Origin of the sequence: Salinivibrio sp. YCSC6 (genome assembly GCF_004916735.1) — a bacterium.
GTDB classification, from domain to species: domain Bacteria; phylum Pseudomonadota; class Gammaproteobacteria; order Enterobacterales; family Vibrionaceae; genus Salinivibrio; species Salinivibrio proteolyticus.
Genome location: NZ_CP039516.1, coordinates 785,885 through 809,399 on the forward strand (window position 1 = coordinate 785,885; position 23,515 = coordinate 809,399).

General features: G+C 51.0%; 22 protein-coding genes. 14 read left to right on the forward strand and 8 right to left on the reverse strand.

The features are described 5' to 3' along the window. Positions 1-7: 7 nt before the first annotated feature. From menB to E8E00_RS03485, 3 genes are read left to right on the forward strand one after another with little or no spacing between them, the layout of a single operon-like run. The gene (menB, locus tag E8E00_RS03475) at positions 8-874 is read left to right on the forward strand and encodes a 1,4-dihydroxy-2-naphthoyl-CoA synthase (RefSeq protein WP_096629486.1); all 867 of its coding nucleotides are present in this window, start codon (positions 8-10) and stop codon (positions 872-874) included. A 7-nt stretch (positions 875-881) separates the two neighbouring features. Beyond that, positions 882-1,871, forward strand: coding sequence for an o-succinylbenzoate synthase (gene menC, locus E8E00_RS03480; protein ID WP_096629483.1), 990 nt, complete (start codon positions 882-884; stop codon positions 1,869-1,871). After that, positions 1,868-3,268: an AMP-binding protein gene (locus tag E8E00_RS03485; protein WP_168174046.1), complete on the forward strand. Its 1,401-nt coding sequence runs from the start codon at positions 1,868-1,870 to the stop codon at positions 3,266-3,268. The genes menC and E8E00_RS03485 overlap by 4 nt, the downstream gene beginning before the upstream one ends. On the opposite strand, the gene E8E00_RS03490 is transcribed toward E8E00_RS03485, so the two are convergent. Together E8E00_RS03490 and E8E00_RS03495 are read right to left on the reverse strand one after the other, a co-directional pair. Next, positions 3,265-5,127 carry an MFS transporter gene (locus E8E00_RS03490; protein ID WP_096629477.1) on the reverse strand — a complete coding sequence of 621 codons (1,863 nt, stop codon included), beginning with the start codon at positions 5,125-5,127 and terminating at the stop codon, positions 3,265-3,267. The genes E8E00_RS03485 and E8E00_RS03490 overlap by 4 nt on opposite strands. A gap of 182 nt (positions 5,128-5,309) precedes the next feature. After that, complete coding sequence (locus E8E00_RS03495; RefSeq protein WP_077662245.1) at positions 5,310-5,705, reverse strand: TM2 domain-containing protein; 396 nt, start codon at positions 5,703-5,705, stop codon at positions 5,310-5,312. 201 nt (positions 5,706-5,906) lie between these two features. Between E8E00_RS03495 and E8E00_RS03500 the strand changes: the two genes are divergently transcribed. Then, the gene (locus tag E8E00_RS03500; RefSeq protein WP_096629474.1) at positions 5,907-6,770 is read left to right on the forward strand and encodes a Tim44 domain-containing protein; all 864 of its coding nucleotides are present in this window, start codon (positions 5,907-5,909) and stop codon (positions 6,768-6,770) included. Positions 6,771-6,826: 56 nt separating this feature from the next. Here the strand turns inward: E8E00_RS03500 and E8E00_RS03505 are convergent, their stop codons facing one another. Beyond that, entirely contained in the window at positions 6,827-7,093 is a 267-nt protein-coding gene (locus tag E8E00_RS03505) for a YkgJ family cysteine cluster protein (RefSeq protein WP_077455707.1), read from the reverse strand. A 164-nt stretch (positions 7,094-7,257) separates the two neighbouring features. On the opposite strand from E8E00_RS03505, the gene E8E00_RS03510 reads away from it, so the two are divergent. From E8E00_RS03510 to E8E00_RS03545, 8 genes are all read left to right on the forward strand, one after another. Further along, a complete protein-coding gene (locus E8E00_RS03510; RefSeq protein ID WP_077455708.1) occupies positions 7,258-7,698 on the forward strand; it encodes a YcgN family cysteine cluster protein in 441 nt (146 codons plus the stop codon). Positions 7,699-7,877: 179 nt separating this feature from the next. Further along, positions 7,878-8,237, forward strand: a complete 360-nt coding sequence (locus E8E00_RS03515) for a hypothetical protein (protein WP_096629471.1) — start codon at positions 7,878-7,880, stop codon at positions 8,235-8,237. A gap of 49 nt (positions 8,238-8,286) precedes the next feature. After that, positions 8,287-10,410: a protein-disulfide reductase DsbD gene (locus tag E8E00_RS03520; RefSeq protein WP_096629468.1), complete on the forward strand. Its 2,124-nt coding sequence runs from the start codon at positions 8,287-8,289 to the stop codon at positions 10,408-10,410. Further along, complete coding sequence (locus E8E00_RS03525) at positions 10,407-10,925, forward strand: protein disulfide oxidoreductase (RefSeq protein WP_077481337.1); 519 nt, start codon at positions 10,407-10,409, stop codon at positions 10,923-10,925. Before E8E00_RS03520 ends, E8E00_RS03525 begins: the two co-directional genes overlap by 4 nt. A 29-nt stretch (positions 10,926-10,954) precedes the next feature. After that, positions 10,955-11,686: a DsbA family protein gene (locus E8E00_RS03530; protein WP_077455711.1), complete on the forward strand. Its 732-nt coding sequence runs from the start codon at positions 10,955-10,957 to the stop codon at positions 11,684-11,686. 120 nt (positions 11,687-11,806) lie between these two features. Continuing rightward, a complete protein-coding gene (gene dusC / locus E8E00_RS03535; RefSeq protein WP_069589999.1) occupies positions 11,807-12,811 on the forward strand; it encodes a tRNA dihydrouridine(16) synthase DusC in 1,005 nt (334 codons plus the stop codon). Continuing rightward, positions 12,799-13,431, forward strand: coding sequence for an SEC-C metal-binding domain-containing protein (locus E8E00_RS03540; protein ID WP_096629465.1), 633 nt, complete (start codon positions 12,799-12,801; stop codon positions 13,429-13,431). Before dusC ends, E8E00_RS03540 begins: the two co-directional genes overlap by 13 nt. Before the next feature lie 19 nt (positions 13,432-13,450). Continuing rightward, on the forward strand, positions 13,451-13,876 hold the full coding sequence (locus tag E8E00_RS03545; protein WP_096629462.1) for a (deoxy)nucleoside triphosphate pyrophosphohydrolase: 426 nt from the start codon (positions 13,451-13,453) through the stop codon (positions 13,874-13,876). Between the two features lie 49 nt (positions 13,877-13,925). On the opposite strand, the gene dsbB is transcribed toward E8E00_RS03545, so the two are convergent. Further along, positions 13,926-14,465: a disulfide bond formation protein DsbB gene (gene dsbB, locus E8E00_RS03550; RefSeq protein ID WP_096629459.1), complete on the reverse strand. Its 540-nt coding sequence runs from the start codon at positions 14,463-14,465 to the stop codon at positions 13,926-13,928. A 90-nt stretch (positions 14,466-14,555) separates the two neighbouring features. Beyond that, positions 14,556-16,136 carry a Na(+)/H(+) antiporter NhaB gene (gene nhaB, locus E8E00_RS03555; RefSeq protein WP_069590075.1) on the reverse strand — a complete coding sequence of 527 codons (1,581 nt, stop codon included), beginning with the start codon at positions 16,134-16,136 and terminating at the stop codon, positions 14,556-14,558. A gap of 405 nt (positions 16,137-16,541) precedes the next feature. Between nhaB and fadR the strand changes: the two genes are divergently transcribed. Next, positions 16,542-17,393, forward strand: a complete 852-nt coding sequence (gene fadR / locus E8E00_RS03560) for a fatty acid metabolism transcriptional regulator FadR (protein WP_069590007.1) — start codon at positions 16,542-16,544, stop codon at positions 17,391-17,393. 127 nt (positions 17,394-17,520) lie between these two features. Here fadR and E8E00_RS03565 read toward each other — a convergent pair whose 3' ends face one another. From E8E00_RS03565 to E8E00_RS03575, 3 genes are read right to left on the reverse strand one after another with little or no spacing between them, the layout of a single operon-like run. After that, the gene (locus tag E8E00_RS03565) at positions 17,521-19,065 is read right to left on the reverse strand and encodes a SpoVR family protein (RefSeq protein WP_077640608.1); all 1,545 of its coding nucleotides are present in this window, start codon (positions 19,063-19,065) and stop codon (positions 17,521-17,523) included. A gap of 41 nt (positions 19,066-19,106) precedes the next feature. Continuing rightward, positions 19,107-20,381: a YeaH/YhbH family protein gene (locus E8E00_RS03570; RefSeq protein ID WP_069590011.1), complete on the reverse strand. Its 1,275-nt coding sequence runs from the start codon at positions 20,379-20,381 to the stop codon at positions 19,107-19,109. Between the two features lie 41 nt (positions 20,382-20,422). Then, entirely contained in the window at positions 20,423-22,357 is a 1,935-nt protein-coding gene (locus tag E8E00_RS03575; protein WP_069590012.1) for a PrkA family serine protein kinase, read from the reverse strand. A gap of 319 nt (positions 22,358-22,676) precedes the next feature. Here E8E00_RS03575 and E8E00_RS03580 point away from each other — a divergent pair, with 319 nt between their 5' ends. After that, the gene (locus E8E00_RS03580) at positions 22,677-23,432 is read left to right on the forward strand and encodes a MipA/OmpV family protein (protein WP_096629456.1); all 756 of its coding nucleotides are present in this window, start codon (positions 22,677-22,679) and stop codon (positions 23,430-23,432) included. The last annotated feature ends 83 nt before the right edge of the window (positions 23,433-23,515 follow it).

Genomic DNA, 23,515 nt, shown 5'->3' on the forward strand with positions numbered 1-23,515 from the left:
AGATCCTATGGCTATTACGCCGGGTATAACCGAACAAGAACTGTATGCACCCATTGAGTGGGTAGAGGCTGATCTGACATTCAGCGACATTCTTTACCATAAATCGGCAGACGGTATTGCGCGTATTACGATTAATCGCCCCCAAGTTCGCAATGCCTTTCGTCCCCAAACTGTCAAAGAAATGATGCAAGCGCTTGCTGATGCCCGTTACGACAGTGATGTAGGAGTGATCATCTTGACCGGTTTAGGCGAAAAAGCCTTTTGTTCAGGAGGCGATCAATCCATCCGTGGTGACTACGGTGGCTATCAAGACGACGAAGGCACCCATCATCTTAATGTGCTGGACTTTCAGCGTCAGATCCGTACCTGTCCAAAGCCTGTGATTGCTGCCGTGGCCGGTTATGCTGTGGGTGGAGGTCACGTGCTACATATGATGTGCGATCTGACCATCGCGGCCGATAACGCCCAATTCGGCCAAACCGGGCCCAAAGTGGGCAGCTTTGATGGTGGCTGGGGCGCCTCGTACATGGCTCGCATTGTGGGTCAAAAGAAAGCGCGTGAAATTTGGTTCCTATGTCGGTTCTATAACGCTCAAGAAGCGTTGGATATGGGACTAGTAAACACCGTGGTGCCACTTGCCGACTTGGAGCGCGAAACCGTGCGCTGGTGTCGTGAAGTGCTGCAGCACAGCCCGATGGCACTGCGTTGCTTAAAAGCCGCGTTGAATGCTGACTGTGACGGACAAGCTGGGTTGCAGGAGTTGGCAGGGAACGCAACCATGATGTTCTATATGACTGAAGAAGGGCAAGAAGGGCGCAATGCGTTCAACGAGAAGCGCCGTCCGGCGTTCAATCGTTTCCCACGCAATCCATGAGGTGAGTATGAGGCAGGCACGGATCTACCACTATAGGTTACCGATCCAGTCGGGCGTATTTGTGCGCGACCAGCGACTGGCTGAGCGGGAAGGGTTAGTGGTTGAACTGAGCGAAGGCGCACGTCGCGGCTGGGGCGAAGTGGCGCCTCTGCCGGGGTTTAGCCAAGAGAGCTTTGCACAAGCACGCCATGCGTTGATTGCCGCTACCGCGGCATGGTGTGATCACCGCCATGTGGCGATGACGCAATTACCGCCCTCAGTCGCATGGGGAGTGAGTGTGGCGCAAGCGGAGTTGGAGCAAAAGCTACCGACGGAGGCGACGTTTGCGACTGTGCCTGTCTGTACGGGCGATCCTGATGCGCTCTTACAAGCCTTGAGTGGACCAAGTCAAACGCCATCACCGCAAGCCAAGGTAAAAGTAGGCGAATATGAGGTGGCGCGCGATCGGTTGATGGTCACGACCTTACTGGAGGCGATTCCGACATTAACCTTGCGACTGGATGCCAATCGGCGTTGGCGGCCAGAGCAGCTAAGCCAGTTTTGGCAAGGTTTGAGTGAGGCACATCAACAGCGGATTAGCTGGATTGAAGAGCCCTGTGCCGACCCCTTGCAATCACTGCGCTGTGCGCAACAGCTGGGCTTTCCTCTCGCTTGGGATGAGACATTGCGTGATCACGATGACAGTGAATTGATTGAAAGTGAATTCGCTTCAGTGTGGGTACTCAAGCCCACCTTGATGGGCGATCTTGCGTCACTGACAAGCTGGATTGATAGCGCGAAAACGCTTGGCAAGCAGGCTGTGATCAGTGCTGCGCTAGAATCAAGCCTTGGACTCACACAGCTATCACGCTTTGCCACCTGGTTAACGCCTGATGTGGTTCCTGGGCTTGATACCCTGAGTATCTTTGCTCATCAACTTGATCGTACGTGGCCGGGTGCGCCGCAGCCATTAGCGCCTCTACATGACCAGCCCCTTATCTGGGTGAATACATTGTGACGGCCTCGGCGTTCGGATTTAAGGTATGGCCGTGGCGGCACTGGGCTGACTGTGCGCCAGACTCGCTTGCCATCGAGAGTGACACCTCACTGACATGGCAGGCGCTGGTGGCGGATGTGGACCGTCAGCAAACGCAGTTTAATGCCGCGCCAGTGGTGGTGTTCGACAGTCGTCTTGCTCCCCAGCGCTTAGTGGTGGGCCTGCTTGCTGCATGGCAAGCAGGCAAGATCACCTTAGTGCTCAATCATGCTTTAAGTGACGACGTGAAAGCCGCCGTGTTGGCTGAACTTGGCGAATTTCAATGGCTGGACTGCGCTCAAAATGAGGCAAGGGGAGCCGACGCGATATCGATAGCGTCTTGGCAACCACGGCAACCGCTCACCATGACGCTGACATCGGGATCAACAGGAAAGCCCAAAGCCGTGGTACATGCCGCGCATCAACACCTTGCCAGTGCGGCAGGTTTAACCCAGATGCTGCCGTATCAAGGGCTGTCTGAGTACGAGGAGAGGCCGAGCAGTAGCACCGATAGTTGGTTGTTATCGTTGCCGCTTTTTCATGTGTCGGGGCTGGCTATTGTGTGGCGCTGGTTATTCAAAGGTGCCACCCTCTCCATTTTCCCTTGTCAGGGAGAAGCTTTACCCGAATCACTGACTCGGGTGACACACGCCTCCTTGGTGCCCACACAGCTCTATCGCGCCTTACCTTGGTTGGCCGCGCGGCAAGCGTCTTCTCGACTTAAGCATGTATTACTGGGCGGTGCAGTGATTCCCGCACGATTGACACAACTAGCTGAGCAACAGGGCATTGCTTGTTGGTGTGGCTATGGCATGACAGAAACCGCATCGACCGTCACGTTAAAGCGCGCCGATGGCCATGACGATGTCGGTGAGCCTTTGCCGTATCGCGCCGTTGCGCTGGCGAGCGATGGTGAAGTGATTCATCGTGGCGACACGCTCGCGTTAGGATATTGGCAAGCGGGACGGTTAAAGGCGCTTTCGACAGAACAAGGCTTAGCCTCCCGGGATCTGGCGAGATGGGAGACGCGCCGCCAGCGGCCTGTGTTGCGCATTATCGGGCGTAAGGATAATCAGTTTATCTGCGGTGGAGAAAATGTTCAGCCTGAGCGTATTGAAAATCACTTACTCCAACGAGACGAGATCAGCCAAGTCGTGGTTGTCCCGGTTATTGACCATGAATTTGGCGCGCGTCCAGTGGCGATAGTGCAAAGCACAGCGCAACTGGATCAGGCGCAATTAACGGCGCATTGTCATTCGCTAGCGCCTTATCAACGTCCCATTGCTTTTTTGCCGTGGCCGATATTAGAGCAGGGTGTCAGTATCAAGCCGTCACGTGTGAAGCTTGCCCAATGGGCAAGCCAGCAAATCGAACACTAAGGCCGGTCGGCACGTAAGCGAATCACCTCGTCGCGCATATACGCGGAGGTGGCTTTTTCCGGCTCAACGGCGGGGCCGGCCACCACAGTCACCTTTGACCAAAAGCGTTTTGGCAGTTTTAACATGGCTTTTCCTCCATGTCGGCTAAAATAACTGCCCCATAAGCCTTGCAGTGCCATGGGTACGACAGGGACCGGTGAACGCTGCAGAATCATATCCATGCCACGGCGGAACTGGTCTATTTCACCATCAAAGGTCAGGTGACCTTCTGGGAAAATCAACACCACTTCGCCATTATCTAACGCGCGTTGGATCTCATTCATCGCGGCGCGAATGGTGCGTCCTCGGTGACTGATGGGGATCACTTTTGAGGTGCGGAAAAACCAATGCAGCACGGGTAATTTGTACAAGTCTTCAAACATCACAAAGCGAATCGGACGATGACAAGCGCCCGCCAGCAAAAGCGCGTCCATGTAGCTGACATGATTACAAATCAGTAAGGCTCCCCCTTGTTCGGGAATATGGTGTAAATCTTTATGCTTCACCCGATACAAGGTGTGCGTGATCATCCACGTAAAAAAGCGCAGTGCAAAAATCGGCACCAACTGACTGACATAAATAGCCACCAATAAATTGAGCACTGTCAGTAACAGGAAAAACTCGGCAATGGAGATTTTGATCACCACCAAGAGGGTGATGCCAAGAATGGCACTTGCCACCATAAACAACGCATTGAAGATATTGTTGGCGGCAATAACGCGTGCACGCGCGGCTTTATCGGCGCGCTGTTGCATCAGGCTATACAAGGGAACAATAAAGATCCCACCGAACACGCCAATCATCAATAAATCGATAAATACCCACGTCAGTGCCGGATCGGTCACAAAGGCGATTAAATCGCTGTGCACAGTTGGGCTGGCGGGCGTGGCAAAAAATAAATGCAACCCAAAGCCGGTAAGCCCAAGGCTTCCCAAGGGGACGATACCGGGCTCGATACGGTGGCCGGACAGCTTGTCACACAGCAGCGCGCCCACCGCGATACCGATTGAAAATAGAGTCAGTAAGAAGGAAACACCGGTTTCATTCCCGCCCAGCAAGGCGGTGTATTTAGGAAATTGGGTCAGGTAGCTTGCACCAAGAAACCAAAACCAGCTGATACCTAAAATGGCCTGTAAGGTCACTTTGTCTTGGCGTGCAAAACGCAAGGTTTGTTTCATCAGTGCGATGGGTTTATAGCGCAGATTGAGGGTTGGATTACCGGCAGGCGCGGGGGGGATCGCATGTGCCGATAGCACGCCCAGCAGTGCAAAGGCTAATACCGCGGCGCCGGCAACCACATTGGCATGTGGGTGATGAGCGATAAATCCGGCGAGTAAGGTCCCGAGTAGAATAGATAAAAACGTGCCGGTTTCGACGAGCGCATTGCCCGAGACCAGTTCTTTATCGCTCAAGGTTTGTGGTAGCAGAGCGTATTTTACCGGGCCAAAAAAGGCGGACTGGGTGCCCATCATAAACAATAATCCTAGCAGCACTGTCCATGATTCGTAATACAAGGCAATCGCGGCGCTCGACATAATTACGACTTCCAGCCATTTCACGCGCCGCATGATAAGGGCTTTGTCGTATTTGTCGGCAAGTTCACCGGCAAAGGCAGAAAACAGGAAAAAAGGCAGAATAAATAGCCCCGCCGCGGCATTAATAAACAGAGTTGCATCCATTGGCAATTGCTCGGCGGAAGCAAATGCGACCATGATCACCAACACGTTTTTATAAACGTTATCGTTAAAGGCCCCTAACGCCTGTGTGATGAAATAGGGCAGAAAGCGTCGCTCGCGTAGAAGCTGAAACTGTTGGCTCATGAGTACATCGGTCCGTTTAGCGGTGCAATAAGCGACTTATACTAGCAAGGCGAGGCGAGTGCGCAACCTTTAAACGGGTTGCGCATCATTAGGTTATGCGATTGGCAATCAGTGTTCACACCCGGTATTGGCTTTGTCAGCGGGAAATAACGGTTATTGATTACTGCTAGTCGATAGTGGCGTTAGGCAAATTTTTGGCTGTTTTTTATTGAGACTTGATCATTCAACGTCCAAAAATCATATAGCACGCCGAGTAAGAAGAAACCGCCCGTAAACAGGTAAATGACCCCAGTGATCCATTTCCCCATGTACATACGGTGGACCCCAAAGACACCTAAAAAGGTCAGCAGTAGCCAAGCGACGGTGAAATTGGTTTGTCCGCTACGAAAACGTAGATCCGCTTCCTTATCCATTAGCGGGATCAAGAAGAGATCGATAATCCAGCCAATCCCGAGCAGGCCGAGGGTAAAAAACCAGAGCGTCCCAGTGACAGGTTTACCATAGTAAAAACGGTGTGCGCCAAGAAAGCCAAAGATCCAAAGCAGATAACCGATAAACTTGCTGTGGGTATCATTCATGGTCCAGTCCTATCAATGTAAATAAATGCGTTGTGAGCTTGGAGTCGTGACAGCGTAAATGGTTCCTTGAGTGCGCCAAACTTCGCGATGGTTCCCGAATCCGGTGGTGACGTTTGGTAACAATTAATGTCAGTCATAGGATTGACTTCACTTCCAGACACTCTAGCATGACATCAGTCATAAACCACAGATAAAGCAATCATGAAAAAATTACTCTCTGTCGCAGCGCTGATGTTTGTCTTCGTTGTTTCAGCGCCTTACGCAGAAGCCAAGCGCTTTGGTGGCGGTAAGTCATTTGGCAAAAGCTTTAAAACCGCCCCCGCCCCTAAGCAAAAAACAACCGATACCAACACCATCAAACAAAGCCCGACCAAAAGCAGCAGTAAAAAAGGCTTGATGGGTGGTTTACTCGGCGGCTTACTCGCCGGTGGTTTGTTGGCGGCCTTTTTTGGTGGTGCCTTTGAGGGTATCCAATTTATGGATATCTTAATCCTTGGTTTAATTGCCTACCTGATTATGAAGTTCTTGCGAGGCATGACACAGGCCAAAGCCAGTGCTCAGGCGCAAGGGCCCGCTTACGCGGGACAAAACAAAGGCTATTATCACGAACAGCCCTCAGCGTTTCGTGACAATGCTACAGACACCAGCGCGACGTCGGGTGGTTTCGGGGAAACACAAACCGATGTCCCCTTTAACTTCCCGCCACAATTCGATATGCAAAGCTTTTTGAGTGGCGCGCGCGAACACTACCGTATTTTGCAAGGCGCTTGGAACCATAACGAATTGGAGAAAATCCAAGAGTACGTGACGCCAGCGCTGTATAACGACTTAGCCGCCGAACGAGCGCGATTAGGCGGGGAGCAACACACCGAAGTGATGTATGTGGATGCTGAGATTGTGCGTGCCGATTACGACAGTCGCACTGCCCAACTGAGTTTGAAATTCACCGGTCGTTACTGTGATCGTGTCGAGGGTGTAGAAGAAGATATCTCGGATATTTGGCATCTGGAGCGTGATTTGACCCAGCCCAATGCACCTTGGTTGATCGTAGGTATTCAAAGCTAAAGCGAGAACACGCGTTTCGCTACAATAACGCTAGCTCATCACTGGGCTGGCGTTTTTTATGTTGCCGCCTCAAGGTAAATTAAGTTATCTAACGCTTGTTGGGTACTCTCACCGCACACGTCTTTGTCAGCGCTAAAGGCACTACACACCGCAGGTCGCTCAGGACGACCAAACAGTTTACATAAATTATGCTCGTCGAGTTGGACACATCGTGTTCCTGCGGGTTTACCGTCAGGCATACCGGGTATTGGAGAGGAAATACTCGGGGCAATACAACACGCGCCGCAGCCTAAACGGCACGAGAATGTCGGCGTAGTGGGCATAAAACCTCGGTATCAGAGCAAAACGGGCAGGCACTCTACCATTGACGTTGGTTGTCGCCAAGTCGGGAAGGGAAGGTCGCTTGCACTTTACCGCTATGATGGTTATAACAGCGGCGCAATGTCGTTACCGCCACAAAGCGGAAAAATATAAGAGAGTACACATCATGAGCACGCCTTTTTGGCAACAAAAAACCTTGGCGCAAATGAGCGACGAGGAGTGGGAAGCTTTATGTGACGGTTGTGGCCGTTGCTGTTTACATAAGCTGATCGACGAAGAGACCGACGAGCTCTACTACACCAACGTGGCGTGTAGTCTGCTCGATGATAAAACGTGCTCATGCAAAGACTATCCCAATCGCTTTTCTTATGAAGAGTCATGCCTCAAGCTTACCCGCGATAAAATAGATGAATTCTATTGGTTGCCAGAGACTTGCGCATACCGCTTGTTGGCCGAGAATAAACCGCTGCCTGAGTGGCATCCTCTGATCACTGGCTCAAAAGCGGCAATGCACCAAGCAGGGATCTCGGTCAAAGACAGTGTGGTATACGAAATCGATGTGATTGATTGGGAAGATCATATTTTGAATCATCCTGCCGGGCGTTAGTGGCGGCAGACATATGATGACGTTGTTTAGCTAGGCACCGACACTTGCGGTGCCTTTTTTGTTAAGACGGCACTGTATCGACACGCAAGCCACGGCGTAAGGCGATGGTTCTTCGCGGATAACCCATTGTTTATTTTCTGTTGTTGGGCATAATGATCGCCAACTCGACAGGAGGTGGAATGCAAGAGTATGCACGTCGTTCTAAAGCTGGCTGGGCCCTCGCGGTAGCGATATGGGTTCTGGCAGTGTGCGCCTTGCAAAACCAACTGAGTTGGCAATCAGGTGTGCAAGCCGCTTGCCAAGCATTGAGTATGCAAGACCAAAATGATGACGCGAGTGCGGTCGGGAAAAAATGTGCCCTGTCTGAGCAGCTTGTTCAGCCTACCGCGTTGACGCTCGATTGGCTTCCCGCGCCACTTTGGTGGCTGATTGTATTACTTGCGGTTATGGCGACGGTGAGCGTATCGATTACCTTACCCACTCACGACCCACCCACCTATCGGCGACGGCACCTTTGTTTTTGTGTGTTCCGAGAATAAAGCGCCTGTTTTTGAAATGGCGTATTTATTCTTAACAAGGAACAGACTTATGAATCGAATCAATGACTATTGGCACACTGTTAAACAAGGTCGCGCTTGGCCAGCTTGGGTCTTGCTGCCGTTGTTGTCTTTGTGCTTACTACTACTCACTCCACTTGCACGAGCGAATGCCCCAGATACCGGCTGGCTCAGCAATCCTGATCATCCGCCGGTGACGGCACGTTTAGCGTTAACTGGGCAAGGGCGTCCAGACACACTACGCCTCGATGGTTTACTTTCTATCCGCTTGCAAGGTGATTGGAAAACATACTGGCGCTCGCCCGGCGAAGGGGGCGTGGCTCCCGAATTGATTATCAATGACAGCCAAAACCTGAACCAGATTACTTGGCACTGGCCGGCGCCGAAGCGCTATGAGCAGCTCGGGTTGACCATGCTCGGCTATAAAGGGCAGGTTGCTTTCCCTCTGACATTGGATGTTGAACACTGGCAACAGCCGGTTTCACTGGATGCGACGCTGCGCTTGTCATCGTGTACCAGTGTGTGTGTGATCACTGACTATCCTATTTCGCTCGACTTTACGCCTAGTGCACTAGAGGCCGATGGCGAGCGGATGTATCAGTTTAACCAAGCGATGAGTCAGGTGCCCAAACCACTCCCAAATGTGACGCTTGATTCTGCGGTTTGGGATGCCAGTAAACAGCAGCTCGCCGTCACCGTGACGGGCAACCAAGCTTGGCAGCAACCTGACCTCCTAGTGGATGGTGAGGCCGTGATTGATGACACCTTTGGGGTGCCGAGTATCCACCGTGATGGCAATACGCTGACCGCGACCTTTGATGTAACCAATTGGATTGAAACCCCCAATCTTACCGACAAGCCGATTCAGGTTACCGTCATGGATAAACAGCTACTCGCCGAGCATAGCATCACGGTACGAGCAGGCCATGTGGTTGCACACGCGGGACTTTCTATTTGGGTGATTGGCGGGATTGCACTCTTGGGCGGTTTGATCTTGAATGTGATGCCTTGTGTACTCCCTGTTCTGGGACTCAAACTCAACAGCATTGTTGCGAACCCTAACGCCACTCGTGGTGTCATTCGTGGCCAGTTTTTAGCCTCAGCAGCTGGGATACTCGTTTCCTTCTGGGCGATTGCTGGATTACTGATGGCGCTCAAGCTAACAGGACAAGCGGTGGGTTGGGGCATCCAGTTCCAAAGTCCGATCTTTATCGGGGTCATGACGCTGGTGATTTGGCTCTTTGCCCTGAGCCTATTCGACGTGCTGCGTATTGATTTACCCTCAAGCTGGCAGACGTGGCTAGCAACACGCGGGGGTCACACCCACAGTGGTCATTTTGTGCAAGGCGTGTTTGCGACCTTACTGGCCACACCGTGTTCGGCCCCTTTCCTTGGCACGGCTGTGGCGTACGCACTGGGTGGCTCTTTGACGGCACTATGGCTGATTTTTACCGCGCTGGCGATTGGTATGGCGCTCCCGTGGCTGTTGGTCGCTGCTTTCCCTGGGCTGACTCGCGCATTGCCAAAACCCGGCCCGTGGATGAACCATGTCAAACGGGTCTTTGCGCTGTTGCTGGCTGGCACCACAGTGTGGCTATTCTGGTTATGGATGCCTTATCTTGGCGTCTTAGGTGCAATAGCAGTAGGAACACTGTTGCTGGTTGCTACTGTGTGGCTGACATATCGGACCCTTGGCAAGCTGGCAGCAATTAAAGGCTCGGCTGGGTTGCTGGTTATTATTGTGCTTGGGCTGATAGGAGCGTCCTTGACCGCGCAGCACTGGGCAACGCCCCTCAATCCTGAACCAGATTGGGTAAGCCTTGATGAAGCAGCAATCACGCGCGCCGTCGAACAGGGACAAGTGGTGTTTGTTGATGTGACCGCCGATTGGTGTATTACTTGCCATGCCAACAAAGTAGGGGTAATGCTACAGTCGCCCGTCTATGATGCGATTACCGCGCCGAATGTAGTGACGATGCAAGGTGATTGGACCCGTCCGAGTGATACCGTGACGCAGTATTTGCAAAAGCACCAGCGCTATGGCGTGCCGTTCAATATTGTCTATGGTCCGGGTGCACCTGATGGGATCGCGTTGCCGGTGATTTTGACCGATAACGCGGTGATGGCCGCGATTGAGCGGGCGAAAACACCATGACGGCCACTCAAAGGAAACTGTCATGGCGTCAGCGGGTCAAACGTGGTGCGCGTGATCTGTGCTGGCTCATCGTGTTTGTATTGATATCGAGCACTGCCGTCGATTGGTGGCGAAGCCGTGATATCGATACCAGTCAGGTGCCGGTGACATCGATGCGTTTACTAGATGGTCGCCAACAAGATTTGGTTGCCATGTCGCAACAAGAGCCGGTGCTGGTCTATGTGTGGGCAAGTTGGTGTGGGGTATGCCGTTTTGTGACCCCCTCGGTAGATTGGCTAAGTGGTCATGCGCAAGTGGTCTCGATCGCGTTACGCTCGGGCTCGGATAAACATGTGGCCGGATACCTTGCTCATCATGGTTATGATTTTCCTGTGGTGAACGATCAAAGCGGGGCGCTTTCTAATGCCTTTTCAGTGAAAGTAACGCCCACCGTGATGGTGATCGAACAAGGAAAAATTACTTCAATTACAACCGGATTCACCACGCCCCTTGGCCTATGGTTGAGACTGTTGTAATGCATTTATATCAATAAAAAGGAAACCCAATGTCCTTCACTCGTTATATCGCGCCATGTGTTGCGCTCATGATGCTAGCCATGCCTGCTAGCGCCAAGAATTTAAGCGATACACAGCAAGCGCAACTGGATGAAATTGTTAGCTTGTTGGAAGATAACCCCAAGCTAATTGCCAACCTTAATCAGAGTTTGCAGACGTTTGTTGAGCAGCAGCAGACGTTTAAGCAGAACCTTGCCAAACGTCGCGACTGGTTTGAGTCTAAGACCCATAGTTGGATTGGTGCCGAAAACCCAGCCGTCACTGTGGTGAACTTTATGGACTACAACTGCCCGTACTGTAAAAAGTTGGAAGATGAACTGCAAAAATTGGTGGCCGCGCATGATGATGTCAAAGTCATCAATATTGCCGTACCACTTAAACAACAAACCATTGATGAGCTGGGCACCAACTCTGCGGTATATGCCATGAATGTATGGCTAGAACAGCCAGAGGCTTTTGCACAGGTTCATGAGTTGCTGATGAAAAAGCGCGGTATGCATGATGCGCGCTCGCTAGAGAAAATCGCCAAGAAAACCAAGACCGAGCAATGGCTAAAAACGCCAGAAGAAACAGGAAAAGCAGTGGCGGATAACTACCGAGCCTTTGTTGAGCTGGGGCTGCGTGGCACGCCAGCGATGATCATTGGCGATCAAGTCGCGCCGGGCTATTTACCTTATCCGCAGCTAGAGGCCATGGTTGAGGCAGCGAAGGCAGAGGGCTAGGTCTGTACCACTAATGCTAACAGTATGAAAGCCAGTCATATTTTGACTGGCTTTTTTTGTTAGCTGCGCTTTGCGGCAAAAGCTGGCAAAATAGCGCGCCTTACTGGTAAAGGTCATGGCATGAGTCAAACATATCCATCTGCCCCTCGCGTGGTTTTAGGCCCAATGGAAGGGGTACTCGATCCCTTAATGAGAAACCTGCTCACGGAGATTAATCATTACAGTCTCTGTGTGACGGAATTTGTGCGTGTGGTCGATCAGCGTTTACCCGAGAAGGTCTTTTATCGCTTGTGCCCTGAATTGCATCAAGGAGGCGTCACCGCCGCCGGCACGCCGGTGCGTGTGCAGCTGTTGGGACAAGATCCGGTGGCGATGGCGCGCAATGCCGTCCGAGCCATTGAGCTTGGCTCTCACGGGATAGATATTAATTTTGGCTGTCCGTCAAAAACGGTGAATGGCAACCGAGGTGGTGCGGCCTTGCTCAAGACCCCAGAGCATATGTTTGATGTGGTGAAAGCGGTGCGCGATGCGGTGGACTCAGCCCATGTGGTGAGTGCCAAAATTCGTCTTGGCTACAACGATTTGGATGACTACCCGGAGATTGCTGATGCGGTATACCAAGCTGGTGCCTCTGAGCTTGTTGTCCACGGTCGAACTAAGCGTGATGGCTACAAAGCGGGTACCATTCGTTGGGATTTGATCGCAGAGATAAATCAACAACTGCCTATTCCTGTCACCGCGAATGGCGATATTTGGCACCGAGAGGATGCGCTACGCTGCCAAGCCATCACGGGGTGCGACACCTTAATGGTTTGTCGTGGCGCCCTGAACATGCCCAACCTTGGCGCCCACATTCGAGACAATGTTGCACCAATGGCGTGGACAGACGTGCTTACGTTATTGGTACGCTATACCGAACTCGAGCTACAAGGTGATAAGGGCCAGTATTTCCCGAACCGAATAAAACAGTGGTTCAAATATTTACGTCAGTACTATCCGCAAGCAGACGCTTGTTTTAAAGCGATTCGCGTGCTCAATCGCGCCGATGAGATAGTGCGTGAGCTGGATAACGCTCGCCTCGCTGACGCGACTCAACAGATACGGGAGACAGAATGTCAACACTAATCACGCTTTCTTCTGAATGGGAAGGCATGCCAGCCAGCTTTGTAGAAGGCGCCCTGCTGGCCGCCAATATCTGTCCCGCACCGCTATCACCGGACACATGGTTATCGGTATTGATGACGGCAGGCCTTGATGAAGACGATGTCCATTTACCTGACGCCGATAAAAAGACGATCCTCGCGCATCTTGACGCGCAGTATCACGCTCTCATGCGCAACGACTATGAGTTGCCAGACGCGTTGATACTGTCGTTACGTAGCGAACCGGCTCAAGCGTTTGCCGAAGGTTTTCTTGCGGTATGGCCTTATGTTGAGCCGCATTGGCAAGAAGCGACCGTCGGCGATGGAAGTCGCCGCATGTTATCCGCACTGGTGACCTCGATGCTGTTGCTGCATGACGAGGCGGGGACGCTGGCGCAAATGAAAGAAGTTGGCTTAGATATTGAGCCCGGTCGCTACATCGACCAATTGGACCTAATGATCCAAGAAGTCGCCAAAGCAGCAGATGAAGTGCAGCAAGGCAGCCATGGCGCCCATCAAATTAACCCGTTTAAGTCGATAGGGCGTAACGACCCTTGTCCGTGTGGCAGTGGCACCAAGTTTAAAAAGTGTTGTGGGCGATAAGCGAGTGCAGGAGAGAACGATGACGCAAGTAAACACGCAAGCGGCGATTCGTGTGGTCGCCGGTGTGATTGGGCAAGCAAACCAAGTGCTTGTTGCTCAGCGCCACCCAGACAAGGCCTACATTAGCTGGTGGGAATTTCCGGGGGGTAAAGTAGAAGCGGATGAAAGCGATCAACAAGCTCTCGCGCGTGAGCTAAAAGAAGAGCTGGGAGTGACGGTAGCCGTCGGCGCGCCGATTGTCGAAACAGAATATGACTACGGTGATAAGCGCATTTTGTTGTGTAGCTATTGGTGCACCCTCGCCAAGGGAGAGCCTGAAGCCCTGAGTCATCAGGCCATTCACTGGAGCGAACCAAACCGACTCGATCCCGCGGTATTTAGTGCAGCGGATAAACCTTTGCTAGCTAAGCTACAAGCCGATACGCAAATCGTCTGCGAAGCCTAAGTGGCTGCAGATGCGCCGCCCTCGATTTGGAGGCGGCGCGTCAAGGTTACTAAGAAAAGATACGGCGCGGTGGTCGGCCAATAAATTGGGCGATGACGACCAACCCCCACACCACCAGCATGGCCGAGAAAATGCCGACCAACCATTGTGGCATCGAAAAGCCAAGCCATTGCCATACCACCTTGCTGCAATCACCATAAGCTTCAAATACCTGCGGAATCCATTGATTGAGTGGGGCCCAAGTCGGGAAGTTCACCGTAACATCACACGTCGGGCCGAACAGTTGATTCGGATCCGGAAATTGGTAACTGACATGCTCAAGTGCCAGTTTTAGCCCCCAGGCAGCGGTCACCCCATAGCCGAGTAACCCCAAGGTGCGTAATGCAGCATTTTGCGGCGCAATCACGCCAACCAGTGCGGCTGCTCCCACGCCAAACAGTGCAACCCGTTCATAAATACACATCACACAAGGCGCGAGTGACTGGTGATATTGGAAATACAGCGCTGTAGCCTCAAGACCGACAACACTCACGAGTAACAGCAGCCAAGAAAAACGACTGCGAGAAAACTGGTTTAAGGCGCGCCACATAACTCAAATTACTCCTGATACAAAAAAGGCCCTAAACAGGGCCTTGCTATTCAATCGTTTGTTGAGCCTAAGGTCAATGGTAGAAGTGCGTTAGTGCGCACTCGGTAAGGCTTGTTGGGTCATATGAATGGTTTCAGAAATCCATCCTTGATGTAGCATCCATTCAGTGGCCGGTACCAAGAAAAACTCGATCCCCACCACGCCGAGTAGGCCCATTACGATGGTGTAAGGCAATGCCATATAGACCATGCGCCCGTAGGAGAGGCGAAGTAACGGTGCCAATGTGGAGGTGAGCAAAAACAAGAAGGCGGCTTGACCATTCGGGGTGGCGACCGAAGGCAGGTTTGTCCCAGTATTAATGGCGACGGCCAGCATGTCGAATTGTTCACGGTCGATAACGCCGTTAATAAGCGCGGATTTCACTTCATTAATGTATACAGTGCCGACGAAGACATTATCAGACACCATAGACAGCAACCCGTTCGCGATATAGAACATGGTGAGCTGCATATGGCCCTCCAACGACAGGACGAGATCGATCACAGGCGCAAATAAGTGTTGGTCGATAATCACGGCGACTACCGAGAAGAACACCGCCAACAGCGCGGTAAAGGGCAGTGCCTCTTCAAATGCTTTGCCGATGTGGTGTTCATCGATTACCCCGGTAAACGCGGTTGCCAAGATGATAATACTGAGACCAATCAAGCCGACTGCGGCTAAATGAAGGGCAAGGGCGGCAATCAACCAAACGGCGATCAACGCTTGAACCACCAGTTTAGCCACATCTTGTGGCGTGCGTTTGGCGCGTTGTGCTTTATCGTATTCCACCAGAATTTTAAGGACGTTATCTGGAAGCTGTGCGCCGTATCCGAATAGACGTAACTTTTCCACCAACACACAGGTGAGGAGGCCTGCGACAAAGACCGGCAGAGTCACTGGTGCCATCCGCAGAATAAACTCACCAAAATGCCAGCCAGCTTGATCGGCAATGATCAGGTTCTGAGGTTCACCTACCATGGTCATCACGCCACCGAGCGCGGTACCCACGCCCGCATGCATCAGTAGGCTGCGCAAGAAGGCGCGATAGTTTTCCAGATCGTTGCGACTGAGATCATCACTCAGGCTTTCATCTGAGGTGTGGTCATGCGCGGCGCCAAACTCTTTCCCTGAGGCAACGCGGTGATAAATCGAGTAAAAGCCCACGGCGACACTAATCACCACGGCAATCACGGTGAGGGCATCCAAAAAGGCGGATAACGCGGCGGCGGCACCACAAAACGCGAGAGAGAGTGCAATTTTGGAACGGATCCCCAATAAGATTTTGGTGAAAATATACAGCAACAGCTGCTTCATAAAGTAAATCCCTGCCACCATAAAGACCAGTAGCAGCAAGACTTCAACGTTGGCGACCAATTCATGCTTTACTTGCGCGGGACTCGTCATACCGATAGCGACGGCCTCAATCGCAAGCAGACCGCCCGGTTGCAGAGGGTAGCATTTTAGCGCCATGGCTAAGGTGAAAATGAATTCGACCACCAGTAGCCAGCCGGCAATGAAGGGGTCAATCGAGAATACAATCGGGTTGATAATTAAAAAGGCGACAATGGCCAGTTTGTACCAATCTGGCGCTTTACCGAGAAAGTTCTTCAAAAACGCGGTTCTGAGTGTCATGGTCTTAGCCATAGTGAAAGTCTCATGGTTATGTATGCATCGTACAGGCGGCGCATGGCGAGAAAACACACGTACACAGAAACCATAGCAGCCCGTTTGAGAGAGCGATGGATCCAGTACGAGGAGCGGGTCACTGTACAAATTCGGTGTTCGGCAATGGCGAGCAGCGTAGGCGGTTGGTCGCAACTGCATGACGGATGTGCGCTATTTTGCCTTAGACATACTTTGTTACATCTTGTATGACATAATTTTGCGAATTATGCCCAGATTTTCATTGATCTGGTACAAAAATCTGCAGGATGTCACTTCATTGGCCCTGAAAACACGTAGCGGTTTCTGCCTGAAAAGACTAGTGGTATGATGAGTTATTAATCAGAGCAAGAAGCAAATTGGAATTAAGATTCAATGGTTATAAAGGCGGATAGCCCAGCAACGTTTGCTGAAAAATATATAATTGAAAGTATTTGGAATAATCACTTCCCGAAAGGGTCGATTCTACCCGCTGAGCGTGAATTATCAGAGCTTATCGGTGTGACCCGAACCACATTACGTGAAGTCTTGCAGCGCTTGGCGCGCGATGGTTGGTTAACCATCCAACATGGCAAACCAACCCGTGTAAACGATTATATGCGCACTTCTGGGCTGAGCATTCTCGATACGTTGGTGACGTTGGAAGGCCAAGACGTCCACGGTGTGCTGGAAGACCTGCTGGCTGCACGCACCGATATTAGCGGTGTTTATATGCGCTATGCGGCAAAAAATCGCCCGCAAGAGTGTATAAATCTTATCGATCATGTGATTAAACGCTGTGAGCAAGTGCTTGAAAGTGAGAGCTTTGAGCAGTTTATTGCCTTGATTGATGAGCAAGCCGAGGTGCTTAAAGACGTCAAGAAGATTCAAGATAAGTACGGCAAACAAGATCCCGCACTGTGTGAGCGGATCTCAATGGGACGTGCCTTTAACCACTTCGACTACATGCTGTTCCAAGGCATGGCACATTATTCTGGCAATAAAGTGTATGTATTGACCATTAATGGTATGCGTCAGATTTATTCGCGAGTGGGTGGCTACTACTTTATGGATCGCCGTGCGTGTGAGATTGCATTACGCTTTTACAGCGACTTGCGCGGTTTGATTGAAAACAATCAACATAATGCCATCAGCGATCGAGTGAAGCAGTACGGTCGTGAAAGTGGTGCATTGTGGTTTGGCAATCGTGAAACCATTGCGGCCAATATGGCCGAAGAAGAGGCCTAACCGACGCATAGCTTCAACCGAGGTGTAATGCTGTTTTGCGCCTCATTGGTTTAAACAGTAAAAAGCCAGAGGCCTTGTGCCTCTGGCTTTTTTGTCTATCTATCTTAGGACGGGACAGGTGGCAAGACTAGCTCCCGACTAACATGTCTGGGTCAAACTGCGGCCGTTTCGGACAGCTACTCAGTATTTTCCCTCGCCCTTCACTGGTTTCCTCTTCGAGGATCACTTCAAATCCCCAGAGTCGATGGACATGTTTCAGCACTTCCTCATAGGAATTGGCTAATGGGATGCGGTTATGAGGCACATAGCGCAGGGTGAGTGACCGATTACCGCGTAAGTCGACATCATAGACTTGGATGTTGGGTTCACGATTACTGAGGTTATATTGAGCAGAGAGTTTTTCTCTCAGCTGGCGGTAACCTTGTTCATTGTGAATACTGGTGACTTCGATGTAACTTTGCTTATCGTCATCATTGACGGCGAAAAGCTTCATATCGCGCATGACCTTGGGCGATAAAAACTGGCTGATAAAGCTCTCGTCTTTAAAGTTCGCCATCGCAAAATGCACCGTATCGAGCCAATCTTTGCCTGCAATCTCTGGGAACCAGTACTTATCTTCTTCGGTTGGGTTTTCACACATTCGGCGAATGTCTTGGAACATGGCAAACCCGAGGGCATAGGGATTGATCCCTGAATAATACTGGCTGTTGTAAGGCGGCTGTGCGACCACGTTGGTATGGCTGTGTAAAAACTCCATGATAAAGCTATCCGTCACCAAACCCTCATCGTAGAGATGATTCAAAATGGTGTAGTGCCAGAAGGTTGCCCAGCCCTCATTCATCACCTGAGTTTGCTTTTGTGGATAAAAATACTGGCTAATCTTGCGCACGATTCGCACGATTTCACGCTGCCACGGCTCTAGCAATGGCGAGTGTTTCTCAAAGAAATACAACAGGTTTTCCTGCGGCTCGGCGGGGAAGCGCCGTGTCTCTTGCTCCTGTTCTTTCTTGCCGCCCGGAATGGTACGCCACAGTTCATTCACTTGAGTTTGTAGGTAGTCTTCGCGGGCTTTTTGTCGCGCTTTTTCTTCAGCGAGAGAAATTTTCTGCGGACGTTTGTATCTGTCTACCCCGTAATTCATCAGCGCATGGCAAGAGTCGAGCAAGTTTTCGACTTCGGCGAGGCCATACTTCTCTTCGCATTCACTGATGTAGTTTTTCGCAAACAGCAGGTAGTCGATGATCGAGCCGGCATCGGTCCAAGTTTGGAATAGATAGTTGCCCTTAAAAAAAGAGTTGTGGCCATAACAGGCATGTGCCATCACCAAGGCTTGCATGGTGATGGTGTTTTCTTCCATTAAATAGGCAATACAAGGGTCTGAATTGATCACTATCTCATAGGCAAGCCCCATATAGCCGTGCTTATAGTGACGTTCGGTCTCGATAAATTTTTTGCCAAATGACCAGTGATTATAATTAATCGGCATGCCGACGCTTGAGTAAGCGTCCATCATTTGCTCGGCAGCGATAATTTCAATCTGGTTGGCGTAGGTATCGAGCCTGTAGTGCTCGGCAACGCGTTTAATTTCCTTGTGATACTGCTCAAGCAAGTCAAAGGTCCAATCCGGCCCATCATGGAGCGGCGTCTTACGTTTGCCTTTAGTGACAGCCATACCTAATCTCCCTGAAAAAACATACCGATGCAGAGATGGCGTCAGGCTTCGACCTGACGCTTAAACAATTCGCGGAACACGGGGAAGATATCTTCCGCCGAGCGAATATTCTGCATCGCAAAGTTGTCATGGCTTTCCGCGAGTGCCTCATATTCACGCCATAACGTTTGATGCGCGCGGCGCGTAATCTCGATATAGGCGTAATAGCGGCTGACCGGCAGTAAGCTTTTCTGCAGTAGCTCACGACAACCCGGTGAATCGTCTGCCCAGTTGTCGCCGTCAGACGCTTGGGCGGCATACACGTTCCACTCTGTGGGGTTGTACCTGTCTTTGATGATCTCATCCATCAAGCGCAATGCACTGGAGACAATGGTGCCGCCGGTTTCTTGCGAGTAAAAGAATTCGTGCTCATCGACTTCTTTTGCTTGGGTATGATGGCGAATAAAGACCACCTCTACATTTTTGTAGGTACGGGTTAGGAACAGATACAACAAGATATAAAAGCGTTTTGCGATATCTTTAGTCGCCTGATCCATTGACCCTGACACGTCCATCAGGCAAAACATCACCGCTTGGCTACTGGGCTGTGGCCGTTTTTCGTAGTTTTTATAGCGAAGATCGAAGGTATCAATAAAAGGTACCGCGGCGATCTTGCTTTTCAGTGCTGCAATTTCCTCTTCAAGTCGCTTCATTTCCAAAGGCTGTGCTGGCTCAGAGTGACGCAAGCTTTCCAGCGCTTCCTCTAGCTCTGCCAGCTCTCGGCGCTTGCTCGCAGACATCGCGGTGCGACGTGCCAACGAGTTTTGCAATGAGCGCACAATGGCGATATTCGAGGGCACACCATTGGAGGTATACCCCGCACGGTGGGTCTTATACTCCACCATTTTTTGCATTTGATTTTTCTTCAGATTGGGTAGCTCGAGATCTTCAAACAACAAATCGAGATACTCATCTTTCGAAATTTGGAAGACAAAATCGTCTTGGCCTTCACCGTCTGGACTCGCTTGTCCGTCACCTGCGCCACCACCGCCTTCGCCACCGGGGGGGCGTGCAATACGATCGCCGGGGCTAAATTGGTCGTTGCCAGGATGGACAGCATCACGCTGTCCTCCTTTGCCTTGGTGAAAGGTCGGTTCACGGATGTCGCGTGATGGAATCGAAATATCCTCGCCACTTTCGACATCAGTGATTGACCGGTTGTTGACGGCGTCGGCGATTGACTCTTTTATCTGCCTTTTGTGGCGGCGTAAAAAGCGCTGTCGATTGACGGTGCTTTTATTTTTGCCATTGAGCCGACGATCAATAAAATGCGCCATAACTCTCTCCCGTCACGTGTGTCCGCCCTGAAAGGGATGTGCTACGACGATTTACGTACGCGCAAATACCATTCAGATAGCAAGCGAACCTGCTTGCGGGTATATCCTTTTTCCATCATACGAGCGACAAAGTCGTCGTGTTTTTTCTGCTCGTCGCTAGACGTTTTGGTGTTGAATGAAATCACCGGTAGCAAGTCTTCGGTATTGGAGAACATTTTCTTCTCGATGACCGTTTTCAGCTTCTCGTAGCTGGTCCAAGCAGGGTTTTTTCCCTCATTATTGGCACGTGCACGTAGGACGAAATTGACGATCTCGTTACGGAAGTCTTTCGGGTTGCTGATCCCGGCAGGCTTCTCAATTTTCTCCAGCTCGCTATTGAGTGCCGAGCGATCGAACAGTTGGCCGGTGTCTGGGTCGCGGAACTCTTGGTCTTGAATCCAAAAGTCTGCATAAGTTACGTAGCGGTCAAAGATATTCTGACCATACTCCGAGTAAGACTCGAGATACGCCGTTTGAATTTCTTTGCCGATAAACTCGATATATTTCGGGATTAGATAGCCTTTTAGGTGCTCGAGGTAACGCTCTGCAATTTCTTGTGGGAATTGCTCACGTTCAATTTGTTGCTCAAGGACGTAAAAGAGGTGGACCGGGTTTGCGGCGACTTCTGCGTGGTCAAAGTTAAATACACGAGACAGGATCTTGAACGCAAAGCGGGTTGAGAGCCCATCCATGCCTTCATCGACCCCTGCGTAATCGCGGTACTCTTGGTACGACTTCGCTTTGGGATCGGTGTCTTTGAGGGTTTCACCGTCGTAGACGCGCATTTTCGAATAAATGGACGAGTTCTCAGGATCTTTCAAGCGAGAAAGCACCGTAAAGCGAGCGAGAATATCTAGCGTACTTGGTGAACAAGGCGCTTGTTTTAGCTCACTGTGCGACAAGAGTTTGTCGTAAATACGGATCTCTTCGGAGACGCGTAAGCAATAAGGCACCTTGACGATGTAAACACGGTCGAGGAATGCTTCATTGTTTTTGTTGTTGCGGAATGACTGCCATTCCGATTCGTTGGAGTGAGCGAGAATGATGCCATCAAACGGCAGGGCAGACAGACCTTCGGTCCCGTTGTAGTTGCCCTCTTGCGTCGCAGTCAATAAGGGGTGTAGCACCTTGATTGGTGCTTTGAACATTTCCACAAATTCCATCAATCCCTGATTGGCCTTACACAGTGCGCCAGAGTAGGAATACGCATCAGGATCGTCTTGCGAAAAGTGTTCGAGCTGACGGATATCGACCTTGCCCACCAAGGAGGAAATATCCTGGTTGTTTTCATCCCCGGGCTCGGTTTTCGCCACGGCGACTTGGTTGAGTACTGAGGGGCGAACCTTCACGACTTTAAATTGACTGATGTCGCCACCAAACTCTTTAAGTCGCTTAGCGGCCCAAGGCGACATAATGCTACGAATATAACGCTGCGGGACACCGTACTCTTTTTCTAGCAGGTGACCATCCTCTTCAGCATCAAAAAGGCAGAAAGGATGATCATTGACCGGACTGCGTTCGCCGTTTGCGGTTAGCACATAAATCGGTACTTGCTGCATCAAGCTTTTCAGTTTTTCTGCAAGCGAGGATTTACCGCCGCCGACAGGGCCGAGTAAATAAAGGATCTGTTTGCGTTCTTCCAGCCCTTGCGCGGCGTGTTTGAGGTAGGAGACGATTTGCTCAATCGACTCTTCCATGCCATAAAAGTCTTCAAAGGTCTTATAGCGTGAAATAACACGGTTGGAGAAAATACGACTGAGCCGTGGGTCGAGGGAGGTGTCAATCTTCTCTGGTTCACCGATGGCCATCAACAGGCGCTCGGCGGCATTGGCATAAGCGCTGCGATCGTCTCGGCACAGATCCAAGAACTCCTGAAGGCTCAATTCTTCGTCTTTTGCATCTTCGTAACGCTGACGATAATGATCGAAAATAGTCATGGTCCTGCCCCCTAAATCGTCTGATAACTCATAAAGAAAAGGTGGTCCTTTGGCTGAATTTCCCTTTTCCTCATAATAATGTTAGACCCCAATCCACGTTTTTGCGTGAAAGAATTGATTGTTTTTTCGATATTTTTTCCCCTACCATTGATAGGTAAATCAAATAGCCACTTGCAAGACAGCTTAGATTCAAGTTGTTGTAGTAGGCTGTCACGTTGAGAGGGTAATATCAGTGATGGTGTCCACGATAAGTGTGGTGTATGGACAGCTACTGGCCTAATTCTAAATTGTGCGTTGACCAGCAAATTAAGGAAGAAGAATGACTGAAAAGCTTGTTAAAGCGGCGGTGGCATCATGCCTACTACTCGCCGCGGGAAGTGTTTCGGCAGAAACACGTGTGTCAGCCGGTGTCCTCGCCGCCTTTTCTCCCCAACCTTACAAGGACACCGATACCGACCCGCTGATCGTACCGACCATTAATGTCGATACTGACCATTTCTATTTCCGAGGACTTACCGCAGGCGCGCGTTTGGCTCCCAAAGATGCCACGCATAACCTCGTCCTGTCGACTACCTATGATCCACGTCGTTTTGATCCTGCAGATACCGATGACCCACAGCTAAGTTTACTTGATAAGCGCGATACGTCGGTTGTTTTGGCTCTAGCGTATCAATACCACTCACCAATCGGCCGATTCCAAGCATTAGTCGGTGAGGGGATGACCCATGATAGAGATGGTTTGTACGGGGAAGTCAGCTGGAAATATGGGATGAACCGCCAGCGGTGGGGGATTTCACCCGAGGTGGGGTATTCCTACAACAGTAGTGACCTTAATCAACACCTTTATGGGATCAGCGCCGCGGAGGCATCACGCTCTGGATTATCCACCTACGAGCCCGGCTCTGCGGGACACTATTTTATCGGTGCTAGTGGTTATGTGATGCTGACAGAGCGCATCCAGCTGCTTGGTGGGGTGCGTTACACCAATTTAGATGACAACATTGCAGATAGCCCAATGGTAGACCAATCAACGGCGACTTCAGGCTACCTTGGAATGAATTATATTTTTTATTGATTCAGGCCCCCAGCGAGTGGTTAGCCTATTCGCTTGGCCGCGACCAACATGCAAAAAGGCAGCGCAGGCTGCCTTTTTCGTGT